This window comes from Bacillota bacterium (assembly GCA_040754675.1).
In the GTDB taxonomy this organism is placed as follows: Bacteria; Bacillota; Limnochordia; order Limnochordales; family Geochordaceae; genus Geochorda.
Genome location: JBFMCJ010000357.1, coordinates 1 through 4,338, shown reverse-complemented (window position 1 = coordinate 4,338; position 4,338 = coordinate 1). Strand labels below are relative to the sequence as shown.

Genomic DNA, 4,338 nt, shown 5'->3' with positions numbered 1-4,338 from the left:
GAGCCAGGCGATGATGCCGCCCTGCAGGTTCACGACCCTCGAGCAGCCGAGCTGCCGCAGGGTTGCCGCGCCCCGGGCGCTTCGTTCGCCGACCGCGCAGTACAGGATCAGTTCCCGGTCGCGCGGTAACTCGCCGGCCCGGGCGGCCAGCTCACCCAGGGGAATCAAGACCGAGCCGGGGATGCGCATCAACTCGTGCTCGGCCGGCTCCCGCACGTCCACCAGCAGCGCTCCGCCCGCCTGAACGTGCTGCCACGCCCCGGCTGGGTCGAGCTCGGCCGGCGTCGCGCCGGCTGCAGCCGTTCGGGCGCGGCTTGCGTGGTGCGGGACGCCGCAGAACTCCTCGTAGTCGATGAGTTGCTTGATGGTAGGATGGTCGCCGCAGACCGGGCAGCCGGGGTCGCGCTGCCAGCGCACCGTGCGCAGTTCGCCGGTCAGGGCATCGAACAAGAGCAGCTTGTTGACCAGGGTCTCGCCGATGCCCAGCACGACTTTGATGGCCTCCAGCGCCTCCAGTGTCCCGAAGAAGCCCGCCACGGCCCCCACGATGCCCGCGTCCGCGCAGCTCGGCACGCTGCCCGGAGGCGGGGGGCTCGGGAAGAGGCAGCGGTAGCAGCCCTGGCCGGGCAGGTAGGTGGTGGCCTGGCCTTCCCAGCGCAGGACGCTCGCATCCACCAGGGGCTTGCCCAGCAGCACGCAGGCGTCGTTCGCCAGGTAGCGGGTGGGGAAGTTGTCGCAGCCGTTGATGATGACGTCATAGTCCCTGAGGATCTCCAGGGCGTTTTCCGAGGTGAGCACCGTCTGGTAGGTGCGCACCTGGACGTCGGGGTTGATGTCCTCAAGGGTGCGGCGGGCCGACTGGGTCTTGGGGCGGCCCACGTCGTGCGTGTAGTGGAGAATCTGGCGCTGCAAATTGGTCAGGTCCACCCGGTCGCCGTCCACGATGCCGAGCGTGCCGACGCCGGCGGCGGCAAGATAGAGGGCAGCCGGCGACCCCAGACCCCCGGCGCCGATGATGAGGACCTTCGACTCGAGCAGCCGCCGCTGGCCTTCGACCCCAACCTCGTGAATCAGGAGATGGCGGCTGTATCGCTCCATCTGCTCCGCGGTGAGCAGCGGCATGGTCTTCATGAAGCCTGCGCCCCCTTGAAGACGATCACCTTCCAGACCCCCGGTCCGACCGGCTCGATGCGGGTCTGGTAACCCAGGCGGCCGGTGTAAGCGGGGATGGTCTGCAGGGCCGGCGCGTGGTCCGTCAGCACCTCGAGGTCCTCACCCGGCTTGAGGCGGGGAAGCGCCTCGACAGCCTTCAGCATGGGATAGGGGCAGATTTCGCCCCGCACATCCAGAAGCATCGCTTCGGGAACCCCTCTCCAGGCTATCCGATTTTACCCGAACACGCGGTCGTTTGACACGCCCCCCGGGGTATCGCCTTCACGCCAGCCGCCGGACCAGCCTCGTTCCGGCCCCGGCTCCCACGAGCAAAGCCAGGCCGAAGATCCACCCGTTGAGCCCCAGCGACGGGATGGCCGAGAACAACGCCCCGATCGTGCAACCGCCGGCAATTGCGGCCCCGTAGCCCATGAGAACGCCGCCGCCGGCCGACTGCAGCCACCGCCGCCTGTGCGGAGGGACGCGCCAGTGGAACTCCCCGGCCCACAGCGCGGCAATGAGGCTCCCCGCGATCATGCCGGCATCCAGCATCAGCGAGTGGCTGATGAGGCGGCTCCCGCCAACGGTCAGCGTGCAGCCCGGCAACTGGTCCGCGCCGGCCAGGGGGCCAGGAGCCCACCCGGCGAGGGTGTACAGCTTGATGGCCCACCGGGAAAGCTCGCCGGTAACACCCCAGGGCATGTGAGCCACGTACAGGTACACGTTGAGCACGCCCAGCAAAAGCCCGCCGACCAGCACAGGCCAGCCATCCCGAAAGATTCGGCGGCCGAGTTCGGCGGTGCGGCCCCGCACCGCATCCCAGCCCCCTTGGAGTGCGGGCGAGGCGGTGGCCGCCGGCGGGACGTTCGGGAACGCCAGCGCCGCAAAGCCGCTTCGGGCCTCGAGGGCCTCAACCACGAGCCAGACGAGCGCCAGGCCCAGCAGCGTGACGGCCAGAGCCCCGGCGTAACCCAGGCGGTCGGGCAGCCAGACCGCCGGGCCGCTGGAGATGGAGCGGTCCCACCAGAAGTTCCACGTGTGGGCGGCGAGCCCGAGGCCAGCCAGAATGCCGGCGAACGCCGCATACGAGCCGGCATACCCCTCACCCATGCGGTACAGCGTGCCGGAGACGCACCCCCCGGCCAGCGCCATCCCGACTCCAAAGGCAACGCCGCCGACGACCAGGTGCAGCCCCAGCGGGAACACGTGGGCTTCGGGGGGAAGCATGCCGAGGCCCGGCATTGTCACCATCTTGGACTGCAGCAGCGTGAAGCCTGCCGACGCGACCGCCATCCCGGCCAGGATAGCCTTCAGCGTCCGGGACGATCCGAAGAGGAAAAGGTCGCGGAACGCCGAGGCGAAGCAGAACCGGCTCCGCTGCAGGATGAAACCGAAGGCCAGGCCGAACGCCCAGAACAGGGGGAATTCCCTGTTCATGCCGGCCGTGTAAAGCCCGATGCCCAGGGCACCGGCCGCGACCGCTGTCCCTGCAATGGCAGAGGCGGGCAGGACCCGGCGCGCCGGCTGGACGGCCGTTGTCACGGGTGTGCCACCTCCTCACCGTTCCACGGGCAGGTCGGCACGGTTGCCCCACTCCGCCCACGAGCCGTCGTAAACCCGGACCGCAGGGTAGCCCAGCAGTTCCTTCAAGACGAACCAGGTGTGGGCCGCCCGAACGCCGGTCTGGCAGTAGACGATGATCTCCCGGCCGGAATCCGGCGTGAAGCCGGCCCGGGTGTAGAGCGCCCGAAGCTGCTCCGTCGATTTGAACGTGCCATCCGGATTGGTCGCCAGGATCCACTCGACGTTGACCGCTCCCGGAACGTGGCCGCCCCGGGCCGCCCGTACGTCGAGGCCGGCGTACTCCTTCGGCGACCGGACATCGCAGACGGCGCCCTCCCCCATGGCCTTGCGCACATCCTCCCAGGTAGCCACCAGGGCGGGGTCGGCGGGGGCGGCCTCATAGGCATCGGCCTGCGGGGAACCGGAGACCGCCTGCGTGGGCAACGCCCCGGCTTGAACGGGCCGGCGCTCCTTCACCCACTTCGTGATCCCGCCGTCCACGATGGCTACCCTCGGATGGCCGTACAGCCTGAAGACCCAGTAGGCGCGGGCGGCCCACAGGCTGCGCTGGTCGTCGTAGAGCACCACGGCGTCGCTTCGGCGAACCCCCAGCCGCCTCATCAGCGCCTGGAACTGATCCCGCGTCGCGGCCATACCCTTCACCGGGTTGCTCGCATCCACGAGGTCTCGCGCCGGGTTGACGTACACGGATCCAGGAACGCGCCCTTTTTCGAAGGCGGCGGCGTCGGTGCGAACGTCGATGATGCGCAAGGAAGGGTCGCCAAGATGCTCGGCGACCCAGGCGGTGTCGACCAAGGGGCCCGGAAGGGCAAGGTCCGGCGCCGCAAGGACCGAAACAGGCGCCACGCCCGCAAGGGAAAGCCCGAGCAGGAGCACCGCCAGCAGGGCGTACGCCGCGACCGCTTTGGCCTGCCGGTCTGGCGGGACCCGCCGCATATCGACAAAAGTACCTCCAACGAGATACACGTCAACCCCCTCCTCCCGGCACATCGCCGAGGTTCACGCAACCCTCAACACTTCGCAGATGGGGAGAGCGGCCCCGCGGCAGGGCCAGCGGCCCTGGCGGCGCGGCGGCCGCAAGCGACCGGAAGTCAACACCCCCCGGCCATGGCGGGTACGATGGCGATCTCGGCGCCTTCGGGAAGCGGCGTCTCGAGGCCGGAAAGCAGGCGGACGTCCTGGTCGTTTACGAAGAGGTTGACGTAGCGAAGCAGCTCACCCTCACCGGTAAGAAGCCGCTGGCGGATTCCGGGGTAGCGCCGGTCCAGCGCTTCAATCGCCTCCCGCAGGGTGGCCGCCTCGAGCTGGACCTCCCGGTCCCCGTTGGTGAGATTGCGCAGAAGCTGTGGAATACGAACCGTCACGGCCATGTCCGCTGACCTACTCCTCCCGAAATGGTCGATAAAGTCTAGCGCCTGGGGCGCCGGAATGCCACGGTGCCCGTTGGTCCCCTGTCTCTTCGGCCGCCCCTCAGGCGCGTTCGGCTCCGGCCGGGGCGGTAACGACCGGGTAGGCCCCGGCCTTGCCATTGGGGGCCAGCACGGAACGTTCAAAGGCCCGCAGGCTGGCCGGAATGCTGACGGGCACGGCGGCTGCTGGTTC

Annotated in this window: 5 protein-coding genes; all 5 read right to left on the bottom strand. The window is 69.3% G+C overall.

The window, feature by feature from the left end; translation table 11 throughout:
• The coding region (moeB, locus tag AB1609_16745) for a molybdopterin-synthase adenylyltransferase MoeB (GenBank protein ID MEW6048095.1) at positions 1-1,131 on the bottom strand (1,131 nt) is incomplete at its 3' end.
• On the bottom strand, positions 1,128-1,355 hold the full coding sequence (locus tag AB1609_16740; GenBank protein ID MEW6048094.1) for a sulfurtransferase TusA family protein: 228 nt from the start codon (positions 1,353-1,355) through the stop codon (positions 1,128-1,130). The genes AB1609_16740 and moeB, both read right to left, overlap by 4 nt.
• Positions 1,356-1,434: 79 nt before the next feature.
• The gene (locus AB1609_16735) at positions 1,435-2,694 is read right to left on the bottom strand and encodes a YeeE/YedE family protein (GenBank protein ID MEW6048093.1); all 1,260 of its coding nucleotides are present in this window, start codon (positions 2,692-2,694) and stop codon (positions 1,435-1,437) included.
• Positions 2,695-2,709: 15 nt separating this feature from the next.
• Positions 2,710-3,702: a sulfurtransferase gene (locus AB1609_16730; GenBank protein ID MEW6048092.1), complete on the bottom strand. Its 993-nt coding sequence runs from the start codon at positions 3,700-3,702 to the stop codon at positions 2,710-2,712.
• A gap of 125 nt (positions 3,703-3,827) precedes the next feature.
• On the bottom strand, positions 3,828-4,106 hold the full coding sequence (locus AB1609_16725; protein MEW6048091.1) for a MoaD family protein: 279 nt from the start codon (positions 4,104-4,106) through the stop codon (positions 3,828-3,830).
• Positions 4,107-4,338 lie beyond the last annotated feature (232 nt).

Excerpts from the sequence above, each read along its gene's own strand:
- AB1609_16725 (MEW6048091.1), bottom strand. The coding sequence starts at position 4,106 with ATGGCCGTGACGGTTCGTATTCCACAGCTTCTGCGCAATCTCACCAAC.
- AB1609_16740 (MEW6048094.1), bottom strand. The coding sequence starts at position 1,355 with ATGCTTCTGGATGTGCGGGGCGAAATCTGCCCCTATCCCATGCTGAAG.